This window comes from Enterococcus sp. DIV1368f, assembly GCF_051712245.1.
GTDB classification, from domain to species: domain Bacteria; phylum Bacillota; class Bacilli; order Lactobacillales; family Enterococcaceae; genus Enterococcus; species Enterococcus faecalis.
The window spans coordinates 1,572,992-1,594,443 of sequence record NZ_JBIOON010000001.1 but is presented as its reverse complement, the minus strand read 5'-3'; the positions used below and the strand labels follow the sequence as shown (position 1 = coordinate 1,594,443).

The following is a 21,452-nucleotide window of genomic DNA, read 5'->3' as shown; positions in this document are numbered from 1 at the left end:
ATTCACATGTTATAATAAGTAGGATTGAAGAAAAAAGAGATGGAGAGAACGCCATGATTGAAATGAAAGATGTAATGAAGAAATATTCGAATGGTACAACAGCGATTCGGAATATTTCAGTAGAGATTGACCAAGGCGAGTTCGTCTATGTGGTTGGTCCCTCAGGTGCAGGGAAATCAACCTTTATTAGATTAATGTATCGTGAAGAAAAAGCAACAAAAGGTAATTTGACAGTTGCAGGTCATGATTTAATGAAAATAAAAAATAAAGAAGTTCCTTATTTACGTCGTGAAATCGGCATCGTTTTCCAAGACTATAAACTATTACCGAAGAAAACTGTGTATGAGAATGTGGCCTATGCGATGCAAGTTATCGGACGACGTCCTCGCGAAATCAAAAAACGCGTGATGGAAGTTTTAGATTTAGTCGGTCTAAAACATAAGGTACGTGTTTTTCCAAGCGAACTTTCTGGTGGGGAACAGCAACGGGTATCCATTGCACGAGCAATTGTAAATACACCGAAAGTTTTAATTGCCGATGAACCAACTGGGAACTTAGATCCAGAGAATTCATGGGAAATCATGAAATTGTTGGACCGGATTAACGCACAAGGAACAACAGTCGTGATGGCAACGCATAATAGTACAATTGTAAATACGATTCGTCACCGTGTTATTGCCATTGAAAATGGTCGCATTATCCGTGACCAAGTGGAAGGAGAATACGGCTACGATGATTAGAACATTCTTTTCTCATTTATTTGAAAGTATCAAAAGTTTAAAACGGAACGGTTGGATGACTGTTGCCTCAGCAAGTGCGGTTACAATTACATTAGTTTTAGTTGGTATTTTTATGGGCGTTATTTTTAATGCAACGAAACTTGCTGATGATGTCGAAAAAAACGTGACAGTGTCAGTTTTTGTCGATATTGGTACAAAACAAAATGAAATGAAAACATTAGAAAAACAACTTAAAGGATTAGACAATGTTGAAGATATTTCTTATTCAAACAAAGATCAACAATTGAAAAAAATCCAAGAACAAATGGGGGATGCTTGGAATCTTTTCGAAGGCGACAGTAACCCATTATACGATGTGTATTATGTCCGTGCGAAAACACCAGAAGACACGAAAGATATTGCGAAACAAGCAGCTAAATTCCCAAGTGTTTTTAAAGCCGATTACGGTGGTGTAAACTCAGACAAAATCTTTAAAATCGCTCAAACCGTTCGAACTTGGGGCTTAGCGGCGGCTGCATTACTTTTATTCGTTGCAGTGTTCTTAATTTCCAATACCATTCGGATTACGATTTTATCTCGTCAAAAAGAAATCCAAATTATGCGTCTTGTAGGAGCGAAAAACAGTTTCATTCGTTGGCCGTTCTTCTTAGAAGGTGCCTGGATTGGTTTGATTGGCGCAATCGTGCCAGTCATCATTATGACGTTAGGCTACCATCAAGTTTATAACATGTTCAACCCGCAGTTATTGCGCTCGAATTATTCATTAATTCGTCCAGAAGATTTTATCTGGAAAGTTAATCTATTAATGATTGCAACAGGAATGATTATTGGATCACTAGGTTCAGTTATTTCAATGCGTCGTTTCTTGAAAATTTAAAAAAGTATAATTTTGCGGGCAAAAACCTTGCCATCTAAGTGATCTATCACATAGAGATTGTTGTGATAGGAGAAATGTTTTTGTTCAGTAGACTATCTTAAAAGTTAAAAAATGACACATAAGTTGACTCGACTTATGTGTCATTTTTTAGTTAATAATCAATACACCAATCCATCGGAGTCTGTAGTAGATTTTGTATACGGGAGGACCTAGTTAATGGTGAAATTTATTGCCAGATGCTTAAAACGTATATATTATTTAAGTATAAGCAGATAACCGTAGATTAAAATTGTGGAAGTTGTTATTTTTTTCTTTCTAAATCATGATAAATTAAAGGGATAATAGTTATCATAAATTTCTGAAAATTATTTATTGAAAATTGTATCCCTTTACAAAAAATATTGTATAATTAAATTATTAATTGTCATTGCTTAAAGGAGGTTCTCATGTACAGTATCGGTTTAGATTTAGGGATTAGTAGTGTTGGTTGGTCAGTGATTGATGAACGGACAGGCAATGTTATTGATTTAGGTGTCCGTTTATTTAGTGCGAAAAATAGTGAAAAAAATTTAGAACGACGCACAAATCGTGGTGGACGTCGTTTAATTAGACGGAAAACGAATCGCTTAAAAGATGCAAAAAAAATACTTGCGGCTGTTGGATTTTATGAAGATAAATCATTAAAAAATAGTTGCCCGTACCAATTAAGAGTAAAAGGATTGACAGAACCATTAAGCAAAGGAGAAATTTATAAAGTGACTCTTCACATTTTAAAAAAACGTGGAATTAGTTACTTAGACGAAGATGATACGGAAGCAGCGAAAGAAAGCCAAGATTATAAGGAACAAGTTAGGAAAAATGCTCAGTTGTTAACAAAATATACGCCGGGTCAAATCCAATTACAGCGGCTGAAAGAAAATAATCGAGTGAAAACAGGAATCAATGCTCAAGGTAATTATCAGTTAAATGTTTTTAAAGTTTCTGCTTATGCAAATGAATTGGCAACCATTCTTAAAACCCAACAAGCCTTTTATCCTAACGAATTGACAGATGATTGGATTGCATTATTTGTACAGCCTGGTATTGCAGAGGAAGCTGGATTAATTTATCGCAAACGACCGTATTATCATGGACCAGGAAATGAAGCCAATAACAGTCCTTATGGTCGTTGGTCTGATTTTAAAAAAACAGGCCAACCAGCAACAAATATTTTTGATAGATTGATTGGCAAAGACTTTCAAGGTGAACTACGAGCAAGCGGCTTAAGTCTATCTGCACAACAATATAATTTACTCAATGATTTAACCAATTTAAAAATTGATGGAGAAATACCACTTTCGCCAGAACAAAAAGAATACATTTTAGCAGAATTAATGACCAAAGAATTTACTCGTTTTGGCGTTAATGATGTGGCTAAATTGCTGGGTGTAAAAAAAGAACGATTAAGTGGTTGGCGTTTGGATAAAAAAGGTAAACCAGAAATTCATACATTAAAAGGCTATCGGAATTGGCGAAAAATTTTTGCAGAATCAGGGATCGATTTGGCTACGTTACCAACAGAAACGATCGACTGTTTAGCAAAAGTTTTAACCTTAAATACCGAACGCGAAGGGATTGAAAATACGTTAGCTTTTGAACTGCCTGAATTAGCTGAATCTGTGAAGTTACTCGTTTTGGATCGCTACAAAGAATTGAGTCAAAGTGTTAGCTCGCAAGCGTGGCATCGTTTTTCTTTAAAGACATTACACTTATTAATTCCAGAACTAATGAACGCTACTTCAGAACAAAATACACTATTAGAACAGTTTCAGTTAAAGTCAGATGTTAGAAAACGTTATAGTGAATATAAAAAATTACCAACAAAAGATGTTTTGACAGAGATTTATAATCCAACGGTGAACAAAACAGTGAGTCAAGCCTTCAAAGTCATAGATGCTTTGTTAGTAAAATATGGAAAAGAGCAAATTCGTTACATCACTATTGAAATGCCTAGGGACGATAACGAAGAAGATGAAAAAAAACGAATAAAAGAATTACATGCAAAGAATAGTCAACGAAAGAATGACAGCCAAAGTTATTTTATGCAAAAGTCTGGATGGAGCCAAGAAAAATTTCAAACGACCATTCAAAAAAATCGTCGTTTTTTAGCTAAGTTATTATACTATTACGAACAAGATGGCATATGTGCCTATACAGGACTGTCTATTTCTCCTGAATTATTGGTTAGTGATTCAACAGAAATTGATCATATTATTCCAATTTCGATTAGCTTAGATGATTCTATTAATAATAAAGTACTGGTTTTAAGTAAAGCTAATCAAGTCAAAGGACAACAAACACCATATGATGCATGGATGGACGGTTCTTTCAAAAAAATTAACGGGAAATTTAGCAACTGGGATGACTATCAAAAATGGGTGGAAAGTCGCCATTTTAGTCATAAAAAAGAAAATAATTTATTGGAAACGCGGAATATTTTTGACAGTGAGCAAGTCGAAAAATTTTTAGCTAGAAATCTGAATGATACGCGTTATGCCAGTCGTTTAGTTTTAAATACCTTACAGAGTTTTTTTGCGAATCAGGAAACGAAAGTTCGAGTAGTTAACGGCAGTTTTACTCATACTTTACGGAAAAAATGGGGTGCTGACTTAGATAAAACTCGTGAAACACATCATCATCATGCCGTTGATGCGACATTGTGTGCAGTCACCCCGTTTGTCAAAGTTAGTCGTTATCACTATGCAGTGAAGGAAGAAACTGGTGAAAAAGTCATGCGTGAAATCGATTTCGAAACTGGTGAAATTGTCGATGAAATGTCTTACCGGGAATTCAAAAAATCAAAGAAGTATGAACGAAAAACCTATCAGGTAAAATGGCCTAATTTTCGTGAGCAATTGAAGCCAGTAAACCTCCATCCAAGAATTAAATTTTCTCACCAAGTGGATCGTAAAGCTAACCGCAAACTCAGTGATGCCACTATTTATTCTGTTCGAGAGAAAACGGAAGTCAAAACGCTGAAAAGTGGTAAACAAAAAATAACGACTGACGAGTACACAATCGGTAAAATCAAAGACATTTACACGGTAGATGGTTGGGAAGCCTTCAAGAAAAAACAAGATAAACTTTTAATGAAAGATCTTGATGAAAAGACCTATGAACGATTGTTGTCTATTGCAGAAACAACTCCTGATTTTCAAGAAGTGGAAGAAAAAAATGGTAAGGTAAAGCGTGTTAAACGTTCACCGTTTGCTGTTTACTGTGAAGAAAATGATATTCCAGCGATTCAGAAATATGCGAAAAAAAACAATGGACCACTTATTCGTAGTTTGAAGTATTATGACGGTAAATTGAATAAACATATTAATATCACCAAGGATTCACAAGGACGACCTGTTGAAAAAACTAAAAATGGTCGCAAAGTTACGCTACAAAGTTTAAAACCATATCGCTACGATATTTATCAAGACTTAGAAACTAAGGCTTATTATACAGTACAACTATATTATTCTGACTTACGTTTTGTGGAAGGTAAGTATGGAATCACAGAAAAAGAATACATGAAAAAAGTCGCCGAACAGACAAAAGGACAAGTGGTGCGTTTCTGTTTTTCTTTACAAAAAAATGATGGTTTGGAAATCGAATGGAAAGATAGCCAACGCTATGATGTGCGTTTTTATAATTTCCAAAGTGCTAATAGTATTAATTTTAAAGGGTTAGAGCAAGAAATGATGCCAGCAGAAAATCAATTTAAGCAAAAACCTTATAATAATGGAGCCATCAATTTAAATATTGCTAAATATGGCAAAGAAGGCAAAAAGTTACGAAAATTCAATACAGATATTTTAGGAAAGAAACATTATCTGTATTATGAAAAAGAACCAAAGAATATTATTAAATAAAAAGGAAGAAACGAAAAGGAAAGGGTTGCATGATTAGCGTTTTTGTAGTAATCTTTAATTGTAGTCGACGGACTACCGCGTTTGACGAAACGCGTCTTTAATAATTTTACTGATAAGAAATTATTGAGAATCTACAAAAATAAGGCATTTTGCCGAATTTACCGCCCTACATATGTAGGGCGGTTTTTTTATTAAAAAGGAGGAAATGTTGTTGGGATTTCGAACAGTTTTCGTAAAAAATGGCGAGAAATTAAAAGTAAAGTTAGATAATTTAGAAGTGATAAAAGAAGGGAATACATATGTCATTCCTTTGACAGATATTGAAAGTGTAATTTTAGAAGGCGACCAGACAGTCATCACTACACGGTTACTAGCGAAGTTCGCACAACATCATATTGATACCGTGATTTGTGATAATACGTTCATGCCTGTAGGTGTTTTTCTTGGTATTGGTCAGTATCATCGCAGTGCGAAACGAGCAATCTGGCAAAGTAATTGGACAGAAGAACATAAACAAGTAGCGTGGTGCGAAATTGTAACACAAAAAATTCAGAATCAAATCGCAGTTGCGAAATATTTAGGAACAAATTCCGAACGAGTGGAAGTATTAGAAAAACTTAGTGAAGGAATTTTACCAGGGGATACAACGAATCGTGAAGGACATGTTGCAAAAGTATATTTTCATTCATTGTATGGTGTGGGTTTTACCCGTGAAGAAGAGTGCTTACCAAATGCCTGTATGAATTATGGCTATGCAGTTATTCGTGCACAAATGGCCCGTTGCGTGGTAGCGTTAGGATTATTACCGATGTTAGGGATTTTCCATAAAAATGAATATAATTCGTTTAACCTAGTTGATGACTTAATGGAACCTTTTCGTCCATTAATGGATTGGTATATTCATCAAACGATATTGAAAAAGAATGAAAAGTATTTAACCTATCATAGTCGTTTAACCTTGGTGGAATTTTTACATCAAAAGATTAAGGTGAAAAACAAAAAAATTTATATGAACCAAGCAATGTCTGAATATGTAGCTGCTTTTGTGAAAGCAATGGAAACAGGTGATTTTGAAAACGTTCAGAAAATTCATTTGGTAAATATGTTGGAGTGTGAGGGGAAGTGAGTTTAGGAGTCGTGCGATTAATGTGTTTATTTGATTTACCCTTTGAAACGAAACAGGAGCAAAAAGAATACCGAATTTTTAGAAAACATTTACTGGAAAACGGATTTATTATGTTGCAGTATTCTATTTATTATCGGAGTTTGCCCAATCGTAGTGCGTTAAAAAAATATGAAACAATTCTAAAGAGAAAAGTACCACGTTCAGGGAACGTTCGATTGTTGTATGTTTCAGAAATTCAGTTTCAAGATATGCTATTATTGGCGGGCAGTCGTAGTCATCAAGAAGAAGTAGTTGGCGTTCGTCGATTGGTGGTGATTTAATGAAACAAATTCGTTTAGAATATCAGTATCAACAATTTATTGAATTCTTTTTGGAAGATTATGTATTTTTTTATGGAGGAGAAAACCAATGGCGTCGTAAAATATTACGAACATTAAAACGGTTTGCGAAACAAAAAGCGTTAAGTGACTTAGAAGAATCAATCTATGGAGATAACGGTATTGAAATTTTTTTAGAAGAAAAAAAGTTAAAGGCAAAGAGTATTGATTTTTACTTTTTAGAGGACAATACAAGTATTTTTCAACAAATGAATTTTATCAAAGGTACGTTACTTCACCAGGAATTACTTTATTTACAAGATGATTTTGATATTACAAATCAAATGAGCAATTTAAATGATCAGTTGTTAAAACTAGAAAATTTAATGAATGATAAATTAAATAACTATTTAACGAATATTGAACCGCATTTTTTAGAAATGAATTTTCAGGATATTTTGAAGTATTCGTTGTCATTAAACTATTTAGAAAATGGCCAATCGTTGCCTTTAGAAATGATGGATACAGGGGAATTGTTGGCTGAATTTATTTATCTCTTGCAACGGAGTATCAGCCGAAGAGAACAGCCTGTCTGGCTTGTTATTACAAATCCAGAAAGTTTTTTGGAGACGGAATCAATTCATTATATCTTTCAGCAGTTAAAGAAATTGGCTCAAGAAACAAAGCAGTTGAAGTTTTTTATTTTTAGTAATAGAAGCTTACCTTTACCGTATACGGAGGAAGATGTTGAGAAAACGATTTTGTTATATGATAAGTATCAGCAGTTGCCAGTTTTTGATGTTTTTCGTCAAAGTATCGAGCGACATTATCCAGATCAACTCTCTTGGACAAATCAACAACTAATTGATGCTTTTTATCGAGTCTGTCATTTTGTTGGTGATCAGTATACAAAAAATTATCTTTTACCTAAAGATATGATATTATTAAAATTGTTGAAGGAATTGTTAGATGACAATAGTGAGTGTGTCGAGACGTCAATGGAAAAGCTCACTGTATTGGAAGAACAATATTTTCGCGAACGATTATTGCGGAAAGAGTGAGTTTGGAATTTTAACCGTGTAAAGTTATATTTTTTATCAAAAGGATTATTAATGAGATTTCAAATTTTAAATTTGAGGTTTTTGTACTCTCAATAATTTCTTATCAGTAAAACATCAGCAACGCTTTTCCATTCATCAGATTTGTTTTTGTACTCTCAATAATTTCTTATCAGTAAAACCATTAAACAATACATCAATGGCATATGACAGTTTTTGTACTCTCAATAATTTCTTATCAGTAAAACTTTTCAGCAGTCTCTGCTTGTAATAATCGAGTTTTTGTACTCTCAATAATTTCTTATCAGTAAAACTTCGTGGATCGGTGAATACCCTTGATCAGGTTTTTGTACTCTCAATAATTTCTTATCAGTAAAACTGTTTTAGCTAATTCCTCTGCGCGCCATTCGTTTTTGTACTCTCAATAATTTCTTATCAGTAAAACAATTTTCTTTAATAACCGCATACGCTGAAGTTTTTGTACTCTCAATAATTTCTTATCAGTAAAACCTTTTGCAGCAAGATTCGCTAATTCATCGTGTTTTTGTACTCTCAATAATTTCTTATCAGTAAAACTTCTTGAATTCTTGGTATTTCAGTGCACCTGTTTTTGTACTCTCAATAATTTCTTATCAGTAAAACTTGATCATCAATCTAGCGTTACTAACTACTGTTTTTGTACTCTCAATAATTTCTTATCAGTAAAACACAGGATTAGGAATAGAAATTTTCGTTAAAGTTTTTGTACTCTCAATAATTTCTTATCAGTAAAACTAGGTCATTGCCAAAATATCCGCTTCATTGTTTTTGTACTCTCAATAATTTCTTATCAGTAAAACACGCTATTATGCTATTCTGCGTGGTTGCATGTTTTTGTACTCTCAATAATTTCTTATCAGTAAAACTTTGGGTGCAAAAGTATTAGATAGTGATTTGTTTTTGTACTCTCAATAATTTCTTATCAGTAAAACTAATAACCTCACTTTCTTTTGACGCTACGGGTTTTTGTACTCTCAATAATTTCTTATCAGTAAAACTGACGAAATTGAAATTCCTAGTTCGTGGACGTTTTTGTACTCTCAATAATTTCTTATCAGTAAAACTACAATACTAGCGGTATTTATGAACAATACGTTTTTGTACTCTCAATAATTTCTTATCAGTAAAACTGTGACCATTTACAAATGGATCGTCATGCAGTTTTTGTACTCTCAATAATTTCTTATCAGTAAAACTGCAAAAGCAGTGATTGGAACTGCAGTAGAGTTTTTGTACTCTCAATAATTTCTTATCAGTAAAACTCATGTGTCTGTTTTTCCTAGGCACTTCTAGTTTTTGTACTCTCAATAATTTCTTATCAGTAAAACTTTATATACCCTTGTTTTTCCGACTGGCTGGTTTTTGTACTCTCAATAATTTCTTATCAGTAAAACAATAAGGAAGTAGGTTGGATGTACGAACTCGCTTTTATACCCCAAATAATTTTCAAAAAAGCCATCCCCACTAAATGTTTAAATATAGTCATCTTTCTAGCATAATTATTTGTATCTGAAGCAACAGCCAAATTGGCTTTTTCAGATACTTTTTGTTATTTAATTTAAGAGTTTTCTCAGTTGTACCAACAAATTGATAACTTATAATTTTCAAGTCCTACATATAATGGTAAAATAGAATAGATTGAAATTAATTGGAGGAATAATGAATCGATGAAAAAAAGATTGCTATTATTTATTGGTTTGGCAAGTATACTTACTTTAACAGGATGTGCAAAATGGATTGATCGTGGTGAATCCATCACAGCGGTAGGCTCATCAGCTTTACAACCATTAGTAGAGACAGCGAGTGAGGAATATCAAAGCCAAAATCCGGGAAGATTTATTAATGTCCAAGGTGGCGGAAGCGGAACAGGTTTGAGTCAAGTCCAATCTGGCGCGGTAGACATTGGTAATTCTGATTTATTTGCAGAAGAGAAAAAGGGCATCAAAGCGGAAGACTTAATTGATCATAAAGTTGCTGTCGTTGGGATTACACCAATCGTTAACAAAAATGTCGGTGTCAAAGATATCTCAATGGAAAATTTAAAGAAAATCTTTTTAGGTGAAGTAACAAACTGGAAAGAACTTGGCGGGAAAGACCAAAAAATTGTTATTTTGAATAGAGCGGCCGGTAGTGGTACGCGCGCTACTTTTGAAAAGTGGGTCTTGGGAGATAAAACAGCCATTCGTGCGCAAGAACAAGATTCCAGCGGCATGGTTCGTTCCATTGTTTCTGATACACCAGGAGCGATTAGTTATACCGCATTTTCATATGTTACTGATGAAGTAGCTACGTTAAGTATTGATGGTGTTCAGCCAACAGATGAAAATGTAATGAACAATAAATGGATTATTTGGTCTTATGAACACATGTACACTCGTAAAAATCCAAGTGATTTAACCAAAGAGTTTTTAGACTTTATGTTGTCAGATGATATCCAAGAACGTGTGATTGGTCAATTAGGGTATATTCCTGTTTCGAAAATGGAAATTGAACGGGATTGGCAAGGAAATGTCATTAAATAATTCTCTTAACACAAAATTTACAAACTTAACATAAAATTTACATGTTATTAAAAACAAATTGATGTAAAAAAGGTACACTATTTTTATCTGTAAAAGTTGGATTGTTTGAGGAGGAAATATTCTTGGAAGATGTACAGAAAAAATTATTAACAAAATCGAAAAGAGCCAAGATGGAGCAACGAGGGAAATTTATTAGTTTCCTATGTATTGCCTTAATTGTAGCAGTGGTTGTTTCAATTTTCTATTTTGTTGCAAGTAAAGGACTTGCTACATTCTTTAAAGATAAGATTAACGTGTTTGATTTCTTATTTGGAACAAACTGGAACCCAAGTGATATCGGCGCAGACGGTAAACCCATGGTTGGGGCTTTACCAATGATTGCGGGTTCCTTTATTGTAACGTTTTTGTCAGCGATTGTTGCGACGCCATTTGCGATTGGAGCGGCTGTTTTTATGACAGAAATTTCACCTAAAAAAGGAGCGAAATTTTTACAACCAGTTATTGAATTACTTGTAGGGATTCCCTCTGTTGTTTATGGATTTATTGGTTTATCTGTCATTGTTCCTTTTGTCCGTTCAATCTTTGGCGGAACTGGCTTCGGTATTTTAGCTGGTACGTTTGTGCTATTTGTTATGATTTTACCAACGGTCACGACAATGACTGTGGATGCGCTAAAAGCTGTGCCCAGACATTATCGTGAAGCGTCGTTGGCGCTTGGTGCTACGCGTTGGCAAACGATTTATAAAGTTGTCTTGCGGGCAGCTGTGCCTGGTATTTTAACTGCGGTTGTCTTTGGTATGGCTCGTGCGTTTGGTGAAGCCTTAGCAATCCAAATGGTAATCGGAAATGCAGCTGTGATGCCAACTAGTTTGACGACACCAGCTTCGACACTAACAAGTATTTTGACAATGGGGATTGGGAATACGATTATGGGAACAGTTGAAAACAACGTTCTTTGGTCTTTAGCCTTGATTCTATTGTTGATGTCTTTACTATTCAACATTGTTATCCGAATTATCGGTAAGAGAGGAGCCTTAAAATAATGAATGCAAAAAAAGCTGATAAAATCGCAACAGGTATCTTATATGCCATATCTGGCGTCATTGTTTTAATTTTGGCGGCCTTACTGATTTACATTTTAGCTAGAGGAATTCCACATATTTCGTGGGAATTTTTAACACAACCATCCAGAGCCTATCAAGTTGGTGGTGGGATTGGTATTCAGCTTTTCAACTCACTATATTTACTATTGATTACAATGATTATTAGTATTCCAATTTCATTGGGTGCTGGAATTTACTTATCGGAATATGCGAAAAAGAATTGGTTGACTGATTTAATTCGTACCTCGATTGAAATTTTAAGTTCATTGCCTTCCGTTGTTGTCGGGCTGTTCGGCTTCTTGATTTTCGTTGTACAAATCGGATATGGCTTTTCAATCTTATCAGGTGCGTTAGCATTAACATTTTTTAACTTACCATTATTGACTAGAAATGTTGAGGAATCTTTGAAAGCCATTCATTATACACAGCGTGAAGCGGGGTTAGCCTTAGGTCTTTCACGTTGGGAAACAGTTAAAAAAGTTATTTTGCCAGAAGCGTTACCAGGAATTTTGACAGGTGTTATTTTGAGTTCTGGTCGGATTTTCGGTGAAGCCGCTGCGCTAATTTATACAGCAGGACAAAGCGCACCTGCCTTAGATTTCAGTAATTGGAATCCATTGAGCGTTTCAAGTCCAATTAGCATTTTCCGTCAAGCGGAAACGTTGGCTGTGCATATTTGGAAAATTAATACCGAAGGAACGATGCCAGATGGCGCTGCGGTCTCAGCAGGTGCCTCCGCTGTGTTAATTTTAGTAGTTTTACTTTTCAATTTCGGCGCTCGTTTTATCGGCAACCGTCTTTATAAGAGAATGACATCAGCTTAATGTTAGGGGAATTAGCATGAAAGAATACAATTTAAATGATACCCATTTACTTCAACTAGATAGCCAAAAAGACCCGATTGCGTTACACACGGAAGACTTACATGTCTTTTACGGGGACAATGAGGCTATCAAAGGTGTTGATTTGCAATTTGAAAAGAACAAAATAACCGCCTTAATTGGACCTTCTGGTTGCGGTAAATCCACGTATTTACGTTCGCTAAATCGTATGAACGATGGCATTGCCAATTCACGTGTTACTGGAAAAATCATGTATAAAGATGTCGATGTCAATACGAAAGAAGTTGACGTCTACGAAATGAGAAAACGCATTGGCATGGTTTTTCAGCGGCCCAATCCATTTAGTAAATCTATCTATGAAAATATCACATTCGCATTGAAACAGCATGGTGAAAAGGATAAGAAAAAATTAGATGAAATCGTTGAAACAAGTTTGAAGCAAGCCGCACTTTGGGATCAAGTAAAAGATAACTTAAACAAAAGCGCCTTAGCTCTGTCTGGTGGGCAACAACAACGTTTGTGTATCGCTCGGGCAATTGCGATGAAACCAGATATTCTGTTGTTAGATGAACCGGCAAGCGCGTTAGATCCGATTTCAACAGGAACGGTTGAAGAAACGTTAGTGAATTTAAAAGATGATTACACGATCATCATTGTGACACATAACATGCAACAAGCGGCGCGGATTAGTGACTATACAGCTTTCTTCTATATGGGCAAAGTCATTGAATACGATCATACAAGAAAAATCTTTACACGACCAAAAATTCAAGCAACGGAAGACTACGTTTCAGGACATTTTGGTTAGGAGGAGCAAGATGGGCAAAGAAATTATTTCATCAAAAGATTTACATTTATATTACGGGAAAAAAGAAGCATTAAAAGGCATTGATTTAACTTTTAATCAAGGAGAATTAACTGCCATGATTGGTCCTTCTGGTTGCGGGAAGTCAACGTATTTACGTTGCTTGAATCGTATGAATGATTTAATCCCAGACGTAACTATTACTGGAAGTGTTGTCTATAAAGGAAAAGATATTTATGGACCGAAAACAGATAACGTTGAATTACGTAAAGAAATTGGGATGGTTTTCCAACAACCTAATCCATTTCCATTTTCAGTTTATGAAAATGTGATTTATGGCTTGCGCCTAAAAGGAGTCAAAGACAAGCAAGTCTTAGATGAAGCAGTTGAAACCAGTTTGAAAGCTGCTGCCGTTTGGGAGGATGTCAAAGATAAACTTCACAAAAGTGCACTTTCACTTTCTGGTGGACAACAACAGCGGGTTTGTATCGCTCGTGTTTTAGCTGTGGAACCAGATATTATTTTATTAGATGAACCAACTAGCGCCTTGGACCCAGTTTCTAGTGGTAAAATTGAAAACATGCTGTTAACATTAAAAGAGAAATATACCATGATTATGGTGACACATAATATGTCACAAGCATCACGGATCTCTGATAAAACGGCCTTCTTTTTACAAGGTGATTTAATTGAATTTAATGACACGAAAAAAGTATTTTTAAATCCAAAAGAAAAACAAACAGAAGATTACATTTCTGGTAAATTTGGTTAAAAGGGGGAAAAAGAATGTTACGGACACAATTTGAAGAAGAACTATTAAATCTGCACAATCAATTTTATGAAATGGGTATGATGGTTAGTAGTGCCGTCCATAAATCCGTGAAAGCATATATTAATCATGATAAAAAATTGGCTCAAGAAGTGATTGATCGCGATATTGAAATCAATGATATGGAAGTCAAACTTGAGAAAAAGAGTTTTGAAATGATTGCGTTACAACAACCAGTGACAACAGACTTACGTATGATTATCACTGTTATGAAAGCTAGTTCGGATTTAGAAAGAATGGCGGACCATGCCGTTTCAATTGCTAAATCAACGATTCGCTTAAAAGGAGAAACACGTATTCCTGAAATCGAAAAAGAAATTTCAGATATGTCTGATTATGTGAAAAAAATGGTGGATAATGTTTTAATCGCCTATGTTAAAACGGATCAAAAAGATGCACGAATGATTGCACAAATGGATGATCGTACTAATGAATATTTCGATAGTATTTACAAACATGCCGTAGAAGCAATGAAAGCTAATCCAGAAACAGTCATTAGCGGAACTGACTATCTACATGTGGCACAATACTTGGAAAGAATTGGCGACTATGTCACAAATATTTGTGAGTGGATTGTTTACTTGGCAACTGGTAAAATTACCGAATTGAATAGTAATCGTGACGAACAATTTTAAGATAAACAAATAAAAAAACTAGGAGACGGCCTTTTTTAGACCAATTCCTAGTTTTTTTAGCGTAAAATGAACTGATTTTATAAAACTAGTCCTTACTAATGAGAAGAAATCGTTCTTAAGTCCTATGACAAATGATCAAAAACAAGGCATAATAATGCATGTAAGGAAAACACTATTGAGTGAAAAATTTGCTAAGGAGGCAATATCCATGAAAGAAAGAGAACGCGTATTAGAATTAGTGAAAAAAGGTATTCTAACGTCAGAAGAAGCGTTAATTTTATTAGAAAATATGGCAACTGAAAAAGATGAAAAACAAATCGAAAAAGCTGCTGAAAAAGTCGATACACAAAATATTGGAACAACAAATAAAGAAGATCAAGTCGCAGATTTGATGGATGCATTAGAAAAAGGCGAATCAGAAGGACCTACTGTTGATTCGTTTGAAGAAAATACACAGGACAGTGCAGAAAAAGATCGTGAAAACTTAGAAAGAATTCTTGATGAGTTAGCAACAAAAGCCAATCGTGCTTCGGCTGAATTGGACGAAGTCAACGCAGAAATTGCCGGCATCAAAGAAGAAATTAAAGAAGTCGCAGAAGAAATTGGAACATTAGATACAAAAGAAGAATTAGATGCATTAACAGAAGATGAACAAGTTCAACGAAAAGACTTGCACGTTTTACTTGCACAATTAGAAGAAAAATTAGCGACTCAAAGTACTGAAAAAACAGCACTGGAAGAAGAACTAAAAAACATTCGTAAAGAACAATGGAAAGGTCAATGGAATGATACAAAAGAAAAAGTTTCTTCTCAATTCTCTGAAGAGTGGAAAGATCAAGCCACAGACACCTTTAACCAAGTCGGCGGCAAAGTTGCCGAAGTTGGCGGCCAAGTGGGAGAATTCTTGAAAAAAACATTTAATTCTTTCAGTGACACCATGAATGATAATGTGGAATGGAAAGACATTAAAATGAAAGTTCCTGGTGTGGCAACAACTAAGTTTGAACATGAGTTTAATTATCCAAATCCACAAGCAAGTTTAATTGATGTCAAGGTAGCAAATGGGACCGTGGTTTTCAAAACTTGGGATCAAGAAGATGTGAAAGTCGAAGCAAAAATCAAATTATATGGTAAAATGGCAGGAGATTCACCAATGGAAGCTTTCTTAGAACGAAGTGACATTGATGTAGATGATGAAACAATTTCTTTCCAAGTGCCAAACAAACGAGTGAAAGCAGATTTAACGTTCTATTTACCAAAACGCACTTACGATCATGTATCTGTTAAATTATTAAACGGAAATGTCTTAGTAGAAGAGTTAACAGCGAAAGATGTTTACACAAAATCAACGAATGGGACGATTACGTTTAAAAAAATTGATGCAACTATGTTAGAAATTGAAGGCGTGAATGGTGAAATTAAAGTCCTAGAAGGAACAATTTTAGATAACATTATTGAAACAGTCAATGGCGATGTGTCTATTTCCGCGGCACCAGAAAGTCTAAGTGTTTCTCTGATTAATGGAGATATCCGCATTACAGCTAAAGAAAAAACGCTTCGCCGTGTTGAAGCAAGCTCTGCAAATGGGAATATCAAGTTGGCCTTGCCAAATGACTTAGGTGTTGAAGGGCAAGTGAAAACGAATTTAGGTAGTATTAACAGCCGTTTAACAGATATTGAAGTTGTTCGTGAAAAGAAAGATCGCGGCAATCAACAATTACATTTTAGACGTGTACTGGAAGAATCAATGGCTCAAATTAATGCTTCTACAACAACGGGAAGTATTTTCCTAAAAGATACGGATAAATAATTAATAATTTTAAGCTAGATGGGCTGACGAATCAGCCTTTCTAGTGTAAAATTTAGTAGACGAGGTGAAAACATATGAAAAGAAAACTAACAAAATCTCCGAATAACGTGGTTTTAACAGGAAGCTTAGCTGGGATTGCTGATTGGCTAGGAATTGACCCAACAATTATTCGTGTCGTTTATGTCTTGCTCAGCTTTTTCTCAGCAGGATTTCCAGGCATTCTCTTATACATTGCTTTAGCAGTCTTGATCCCTTCTGGAAGAACAGGAAGCGATCGCGGCTACGGCCATCAAAATCCTTATAATAGAAATGTTCGCAATGAAAATCCTTATGCTGCCAATAAAAAGCAACGTAAAGAAGCAGAAAAAATTGATGATGACGAATGGAGTGACTTTTAATGACATATTTTCAGCGATTGGTTGTTAATACACTGACGTTCATTTCTTTATCAGTTGTTTTTCCTGGCATGATTCATGTGAGAGGCATAATGCCTGCAATTATTGCCGCTTTTGTTCTCTCAATCCTAAATATGTTGGTGAAACCAGTCTTAACAATCTTGTCGCTCCCATTTACTTTATTAACGTTTGGTCTATTTAGTTTTGTTGTCAATGCAGCGATTTTACAAATGACCTCGTTTTTTGTGGGGGAAATGAACTTTGGCTTCTCAAGTTTTTGGGCAGCGGTGCTAATGGCTGTAATTATGTCAATTGTCAATACGATCGTTACGGATCACAATTTATCTAAATATGAATAAAAAAAGCCTGAAGAACGTAGCATAAAATGCGTTCTTCAGGCTTTTTCGATGGTTAAATTTTCTAGGTGACATTCTGGATGGCGGCTGATATAGCCATATAAAATGTTTAAAAAATCAACTTGTTGCTTCGAGTAATGCTCAATTGTTTTCGGTGGTTTTTTGGGCATGATTTTTTTTGCTAGTTCAAGCGGTGAATATTTTTGAAACGTTTGTTTAGTTACAACACGTGTTGCTACCACCAAGCCTTGGTAAATTAAATAGTATTTGATTTTTTTCTGACAAGGTAACCACATCAGTTGCCAATCTCGTTGGTTAGCTTGACTAATTCGTTGATTTTGGTTTGCAAAGCGTGTCAGAAAGAGCCAATCTTCTTTGAGTTTTGCCGCTTTTTCGAAGGCTTGTTTTTCAGCAGCCTCTTGCATTTGTTGAGCAATTCGTTTGATTGGTTCTCGTCCTTGATTATGGAAAAAGTCGAACAATTCTTGTTGAAATAGTTCGGTCGGAATGGCACTCTCTTTTTGAAAGGTTTGATGCCAATAGTTGGTTGGGACGAGATCGTAGATACTATCCAAAATTATTTTTAAACGGTTTAATTTTCGACGAATCGAATAAGGACCAAAACAGTTCTCTTTAGTGGGAATATTTAAGAGTTTAATCTCTAATTGCCGCTCATTAACGGCTACCGATACATAAGAATATTGTTCATAAGCATTCATTTGGCGATTATAGCGCGGCCGGTACTGTTGAATCAGTTGACATTCTAGGAGGAGCGCATCCAATTCTGTGTCAGTATGGAGAACATCGAAGTCTATAATTTGTTTGACTAAGCGCATCGTCTTTCGAGAATGTTGATTACTATTAATAAAATAGCTCGACACGCGATTTTTTAATTTTTTGGCTTTACCCACATAAATAATTGTGTCGGTTGCGTCTTTCATTAAATAAACACCCGGTGTTAACGGTAATTGATGGGCTTTTTCCTTTAAATATTCTTTCATAAGTTTCCTCTTTTCTTAAAAGGATCGGCTTCAAGTATACAAAGTTTTCTGAAATAGTCAAGTAACAGAAATAGCATAGATAATTTCATTGAAAAATAGTTTCATTTTTTTGAAATATGATAATTCTAGGAATTATCTAGTGAATAGCTAGAAACTTGTATTTTTAAATGATAAAATATAACAAGTAGCAGAAAGGACTGACATTCGATATGACAGAAGTGGTAAAGATTTATCAACTGGTAGAAAATCTTTCTTTAGAAGTAGTATACGGAGATGAAGAAAGCTTAAATAGAACAATTAAAACTGGTGAAATTTCCCGGCCAGGTTTAGAATTAACTGGGTACTTTAATTATTATTCCCATGACCGTTTACAATTATTTGGGAGCAAAGAAATTACCTTTGCAGAACGAATGATGCCTGAAGAGCGTTTATTAGTGATGCGCCGTTTATGTGCGAAAGATACTCCAGCCTTTATAGTATCCAGAGGACTAGAAATCCCCGAAGAATTAATTACAGCAGCAAAAGAAAATGGGGTTTCTGTATTACGTTCACCGATTTCAACTTCCCGTTTACTAGGGGAACTATCCAGTTATTTAGATGGCCGTTTAGCTGTTCGGACAAGTGTCCATGGGGTTTTAGTTGATGTTTATGGACTTGGTGTTTTGATTCAAGGGGATAGCGGTATTGGTAAAAGTGAAACAGCTTTAGAGCTTATTAAACGTGGACATCGGCTAATCGCAGACGATCGTGTCGATGTTTATCAGCAAGATGAATTAACCGTGGTTGGAGAGCCACCAAAAATTTTGCAGCATTTAATTGAAATTCGTGGTATCGGAATTATTGACGTCATGAACCTGTTTGGAGCTAGTGCGGTCCGTGGCTTTATGCAAGTTCAATTGGTCGTTTATTTAGAGGCATGGGAAAAAGACAAGAAATATGATCGTCTTGGTAGTGATGATGCAATGGTTGAAATAGCTAACGTTGATGTCCCTCAGATTCGTATTCCTGTTAAGACCGGCCGAAATGTGGCCATTATCATTGAAGTAGCAGCAATGAACTTCCGCGCGAAAACAATGGGCTATGATGCAACAAAAACGTTTGAAGAGCGCTTAACCCGTTTAATTGAAGAAAATTCAGGAGAATAGAAGGAGAAGATGTGATGATGTTAGCTCAAGTAAATTCAATTGCATTTCGCCTTTTCGGTATTCCCGTCTATTGGTATGCAATTATTATTGTTTCAGGGATTGCTTTAGCTGTTTGGCTAAGTAGTCGTGAAGCCGTTCGTGTTGGTTTAAAAGAAGATGATGTCTTTGACTTTATGCTCTGGGGATTACCTGCAGCAATTGTTGGCGCGCGTTTGTATTACGTCGCTTTTCAATGGCAAGATTATGTAGACAATCCGATTGAAATTTTCTTTACTCGAAATGGTGGCTTAGCGATTTATGGTGGTCTTATTGGTGGGGGACTGGCGCTGTTTTTCTTTACGCGTCATCGTTTCATTTCTACATGGACTTTTTTAGATATTGCTGCACCAAGTGTGATTTTAGCGCAAGCAATTGGTCGCTGGGGCAACTTTATGAATCATGAAGCCTATGGGCCAGCGACCACCAGACAATTTTTAGAAAATCTCCATTTACCAACGTTTATTATTGATAACATGAATATCAACGGAACGTATCATCAACCAACATTTTTATATGAATCTGTCTGGAATGTTTTAGGCTTTATCGTTTTAGTGTTATTACGCAAAAAGCCACACTTTTTAAAAGAAGGCGAAGTCTTTTTAGGTTATATAATATGGTATTCTTTCGGCCGCTTCTTCATCGAAGGGTTACGGATGGACAGTTTGTATGCGTTTAGTAACATTCGTGTCTCACAATTGTTGTCTTTAGTGATGTTCGTGGCAGCAATTGTTATTGTGATCGTTCGTAGAAAAAATCCTAATTTGAAATTTTACAATCGGGAGAAACAAAAGAAAAAAATAACAACTTCTTAATCCAACTTGATCGAAGAATATGGTAGAATAGAGAAGTAACGTTGTTTAGCGAAAGGAGAGTTTCACCGATGAAACAAAAAGTCGCTGTTTTAGGTCCAGGTTCCTGGGGGACAGCTTTAGCTCAAGTATTAGCCGAAAATGGACACGAGGTCTGTATTTGGGGAAATAAACCAGAGCAAATCGATGAAATAAATACAAAACATACCAACAAACATTATTTACCAGAATTAATCTTACCTACTTCAATTCAGGCAACCACTGATTTAGCCACTGCTTTAGTAGATGTTGATGCGGTACTGTTTGTGGTACCAACTAAGGCCATTCGTTCAGTAGCACAAGAAGTGGCTCAACATTTAAAAACAAAACCAATTATTATTCATGCAAGTAAAGGGCTCGAACAAGGTACACATAAGCGGATTTCAGAAGTGATAGCGGAAGAGATTCCAGCAGAAAAACGGCAAGGGATTGTGGTTTTATCTGGTCCAAGCCATGCAGAAGAAGTCGCTGTTCATGACATCACAACCATTACAGCAGCAAGCGAAAATTTAGCAGACGCTGTGTATGTGCAAGAGTTGTTTATGAATGATTACTTTAGAATTTATACGAATGATGATGTGATTGGTGTAGAAACAGGGGCGGCCTTAAAAAATATTATTGCTTTGGGCGCCGGAGCGATTCATGGCTTAGGCTTTGGTGATAATGCCAAAGCGGCAATTATGACTCGTGGTTTAGCAGAAATTAGTCGTTTAGGGGTTGCGATGGGAGCAAACCCATTAACATTTATTGGTTTAAGTGGTGTTGGGGATTTAATTGTTACTTGTACAAGTGTCCATTCTCGAAATTGGCGTGCGGGTAATTTATTAGGAAAAGGTCATAAGTTAGATGAAGTCTTAGAAAACATGGGCATGATTGTGGAAGGTGTTTCAACAACTAAAGCAGCCTATGAATTGGCACAACAACTAGAAGTCGAAATGCCAATCACAGAAACAATCTACAATGTCTTGTACAATGACGAAGATGTACAACAAGCAGCAAAAGAAATCATGTTGCGCGATGGCAAAACCGAAAACGAATTTACACTTGATTTTTAGGAGGAAAAAAG

At 35.5% G+C, this 21,452-nt stretch carries 19 protein-coding genes and 1 CRISPR repeat array; of the genes, 18 read left to right on the top strand and 1 reads right to left on the bottom strand.

Annotated features, from left to right (window positions below):
* Positions 1 to 53 precede the first annotated feature (53 nt).
* From ftsE to IGL07_RS07895, 15 genes are all read left to right on the top strand, one after another.
* Positions 54 to 740: a cell division ATP-binding protein FtsE gene (ftsE, locus tag IGL07_RS07965; protein WP_002361935.1), complete on the top strand. Its 687-nt coding sequence runs from the start codon at positions 54 to 56 to the stop codon at positions 738 to 740.
* On the top strand, positions 733 to 1,617 hold the full coding sequence (gene ftsX, locus IGL07_RS07960; RefSeq protein WP_002360154.1) for a permease-like cell division protein FtsX: 885 nt from the start codon (positions 733 to 735) through the stop codon (positions 1,615 to 1,617). The genes ftsE and ftsX overlap by 8 nt, the downstream gene beginning before the upstream one ends.
* A gap of 446 nt (positions 1,618 to 2,063) precedes the next feature.
* On the top strand, positions 2,064 to 5,516 hold the full coding sequence (gene cas9 / locus IGL07_RS07955) for a type II CRISPR RNA-guided endonuclease Cas9 (RefSeq protein WP_010817352.1): 3,453 nt from the start codon (positions 2,064 to 2,066) through the stop codon (positions 5,514 to 5,516).
* 205 nt (positions 5,517 to 5,721) lie between these two features.
* Positions 5,722 to 6,642: a type II CRISPR-associated endonuclease Cas1 gene (gene cas1, locus IGL07_RS07950; protein ID WP_025189538.1), complete on the top strand. Its 921-nt coding sequence runs from the start codon at positions 5,722 to 5,724 to the stop codon at positions 6,640 to 6,642.
* Between the two features lie 20 nt (positions 6,643 to 6,662).
* The gene (cas2, locus tag IGL07_RS07945; RefSeq protein ID WP_002408903.1) at positions 6,663 to 6,962 is read left to right on the top strand and encodes a CRISPR-associated endonuclease Cas2; all 300 of its coding nucleotides are present in this window, start codon (positions 6,663 to 6,665) and stop codon (positions 6,960 to 6,962) included.
* Positions 6,962 to 8,020 (top strand): CRISPR-associated protein Csn2-St, encoded by a 1,059-nt coding sequence (gene csn2-St, locus IGL07_RS07940; RefSeq protein ID WP_010817350.1) that lies wholly within the window; start codon positions 6,962 to 6,964, stop codon positions 8,018 to 8,020. The genes cas2 and csn2-St overlap by 1 nt, the downstream gene beginning before the upstream one ends.
* Positions 8,021 to 8,097: 77 nt before the next feature.
* A CRISPR array of direct repeats spans positions 8,098 to 9,450; the repeat unit is 36 nt; unit sequence GTTTTTGTACTCTCAATAATTTCTTATCAGTAAAAC.
* Positions 9,451 to 9,723: 273 nt separating this feature from the next.
* A complete protein-coding gene (locus IGL07_RS07935) occupies positions 9,724 to 10,578 on the top strand; it encodes a phosphate ABC transporter substrate-binding protein PstS (protein WP_002357298.1) in 855 nt (284 codons plus the stop codon).
* A 122-nt stretch (positions 10,579 to 10,700) separates the two neighbouring features.
* Positions 10,701 to 11,621 carry a phosphate ABC transporter permease subunit PstC gene (gene pstC, locus IGL07_RS07930; protein WP_002357299.1) on the top strand — a complete coding sequence of 307 codons (921 nt, stop codon included), beginning with the start codon at positions 10,701 to 10,703 and terminating at the stop codon, positions 11,619 to 11,621.
* A complete protein-coding gene (gene pstA, locus IGL07_RS07925) occupies positions 11,621 to 12,505 on the top strand; it encodes a phosphate ABC transporter permease PstA (RefSeq protein ID WP_010817348.1) in 885 nt (294 codons plus the stop codon). Before pstC ends, pstA begins: the two co-directional genes overlap by 1 nt.
* Positions 12,506 to 12,521: 16 nt before the next feature.
* The gene (gene pstB / locus IGL07_RS07920) at positions 12,522 to 13,331 is read left to right on the top strand and encodes a phosphate ABC transporter ATP-binding protein PstB (RefSeq protein WP_002357302.1); all 810 of its coding nucleotides are present in this window, start codon (positions 12,522 to 12,524) and stop codon (positions 13,329 to 13,331) included.
* A gap of 10 nt (positions 13,332 to 13,341) precedes the next feature.
* Complete coding sequence (gene pstB, locus IGL07_RS07915; protein ID WP_002357303.1) at positions 13,342 to 14,100, top strand: phosphate ABC transporter ATP-binding protein PstB; 759 nt, start codon at positions 13,342 to 13,344, stop codon at positions 14,098 to 14,100.
* A 14-nt stretch (positions 14,101 to 14,114) separates the two neighbouring features.
* Complete coding sequence (gene phoU / locus IGL07_RS07910) at positions 14,115 to 14,792, top strand: phosphate signaling complex protein PhoU (protein WP_002357304.1); 678 nt, start codon at positions 14,115 to 14,117, stop codon at positions 14,790 to 14,792.
* Between the two features lie 208 nt (positions 14,793 to 15,000).
* Positions 15,001 to 16,602, top strand: a complete 1,602-nt coding sequence (gene liaX / locus IGL07_RS07905; protein ID WP_002360155.1) for a daptomycin-sensing surface protein LiaX — start codon at positions 15,001 to 15,003, stop codon at positions 16,600 to 16,602.
* Positions 16,603 to 16,676: 74 nt separating this feature from the next.
* The gene (locus IGL07_RS07900) at positions 16,677 to 17,000 is read left to right on the top strand and encodes a PspC domain-containing protein (protein WP_002357306.1); all 324 of its coding nucleotides are present in this window, start codon (positions 16,677 to 16,679) and stop codon (positions 16,998 to 17,000) included.
* Complete coding sequence (locus tag IGL07_RS07895; RefSeq protein WP_002357307.1) at positions 17,000 to 17,356, top strand: phage holin family protein; 357 nt, start codon at positions 17,000 to 17,002, stop codon at positions 17,354 to 17,356. The genes IGL07_RS07900 and IGL07_RS07895 overlap by 1 nt, the downstream gene beginning before the upstream one ends.
* Positions 17,357 to 17,391: 35 nt before the next feature.
* Here the strand turns inward: IGL07_RS07895 and IGL07_RS07890 are convergent, their stop codons facing one another.
* A complete protein-coding gene (locus IGL07_RS07890) occupies positions 17,392 to 18,354 on the bottom strand; it encodes a GIY-YIG nuclease family protein (RefSeq protein WP_002365747.1) in 963 nt (320 codons plus the stop codon).
* Positions 18,355 to 18,563: 209 nt separating this feature from the next.
* Here IGL07_RS07890 and hprK point away from each other — a divergent pair, with 209 nt between their 5' ends.
* The 3 genes from hprK to IGL07_RS07875 all read left to right on the top strand — a co-directional run bounded on the left by hprK (position 18,564) and on the right by IGL07_RS07875 (position 21,441).
* Entirely contained in the window at positions 18,564 to 19,499 is a 936-nt protein-coding gene (gene hprK / locus IGL07_RS07885; protein WP_002357309.1) for an HPr(Ser) kinase/phosphatase, read from the top strand.
* A 17-nt stretch (positions 19,500 to 19,516) separates the two neighbouring features.
* Positions 19,517 to 20,350 carry a prolipoprotein diacylglyceryl transferase gene (gene lgt / locus IGL07_RS07880; RefSeq protein ID WP_025189537.1) on the top strand — a complete coding sequence of 278 codons (834 nt, stop codon included), beginning with the start codon at positions 19,517 to 19,519 and terminating at the stop codon, positions 20,348 to 20,350.
* A gap of 68 nt (positions 20,351 to 20,418) precedes the next feature.
* The gene (locus IGL07_RS07875) at positions 20,419 to 21,441 is read left to right on the top strand and encodes an NAD(P)H-dependent glycerol-3-phosphate dehydrogenase (protein ID WP_002357312.1); all 1,023 of its coding nucleotides are present in this window, start codon (positions 20,419 to 20,421) and stop codon (positions 21,439 to 21,441) included.
* Positions 21,442 to 21,452 lie beyond the last annotated feature (11 nt).